General features: G+C 53.0%; 1 protein-coding gene. It reads left to right on the forward strand.

From position 1 onward, the window contains the following. Positions 1-1,097, forward strand: a 1,097-nt coding sequence (gene tuf, locus ACJ9N4_RS20875; protein ID WP_411500799.1) for an elongation factor Tu, incomplete at both ends; no start/stop codon positions are given.

Here is a 1,097-nt window from a genome sequence, read left to right on the forward strand (position 1 = left end):
CTGACCGCTGCAATCACTACCGTTCTGGCAAAAACCTACGGTGGTTCTGCTCGTGCATTCGACCAGATCGATAACGCACCAGAAGAAAAAGCTCGTGGTATCACCATCAACACTTCCCACGTTGAATATGACACCCCGACTCGCCACTACGCACACGTAGACTGCCCAGGCCACGCCGACTATGTTAAAAACATGATCACCGGTGCTGCGCAGATGGACGGCGCGATCCTGGTTGTTGCTGCGACTGACGGCCCTATGCCTCAGACTCGTGAGCACATCCTGCTGGGTCGTCAGGTAGGCGTTCCTTACATCATCGTGTTCCTGAACAAGTGCGACATGGTTGATGACGAAGAGCTGCTGGAACTGGTAGAGATGGAAGTTCGTGAACTGCTGTCTCAGTACGATTTCCCAGGCGACGATACTCCAATCGTTCGTGGTTCTGCTCTGAAAGCGCTGGAAGGCGAAGCAGAGTGGGAAGCGAAAATCATCGAACTGGCTGGCTTCCTGGATTCTTACATCCCAGAACCAGAGCGTGCGATTGACAAGCCATTCCTGCTGCCAATTGAAGACGTATTCTCCATCTCCGGTCGTGGTACCGTTGTTACCGGTCGTGTAGAGCGCGGTATCATCAAAGTTGGCGAAGAAGTTGAAATCGTTGGTATCAAAGAGACTGCGAAGTCTACCTGTACTGGCGTTGAAATGTTCCGCAAACTGCTGGACGAAGGCCGTGCTGGTGAGAACGTTGGTGTTCTGCTGCGTGGTATCAAACGTGAAGAAATCGAACGTGGTCAGGTACTGGCGAAGCCAGGCTCAATCAAGCCACACACCAAGTTCGAATCTGAAGTGTACATTCTGTCCAAAGACGAAGGCGGCCGTCATACTCCGTTCTTCAAAGGCTACCGTCCACAGTTCTACTTCCGTACAACTGACGTGACCGGTACCATCGAACTGCCAGAAGGCGTAGAGATGGTAATGCCAGGCGACAACATCAAGATGGTTGTGACGCTGATCCACCCAATCGCGATGGACGACGGTCTGCGTTTCGCAATCCGTGAAGGCGGCCGTACCGTTGGCGCGGGCGTTGTTGCTAAAGTTCT

This window comes from Enterobacter sp. LM3 (assembly GCF_046622475.1).
Taxonomy (GTDB): Bacteria; Pseudomonadota; Gammaproteobacteria; order Enterobacterales; family Enterobacteriaceae; genus Enterobacter; species Enterobacter cloacae_P.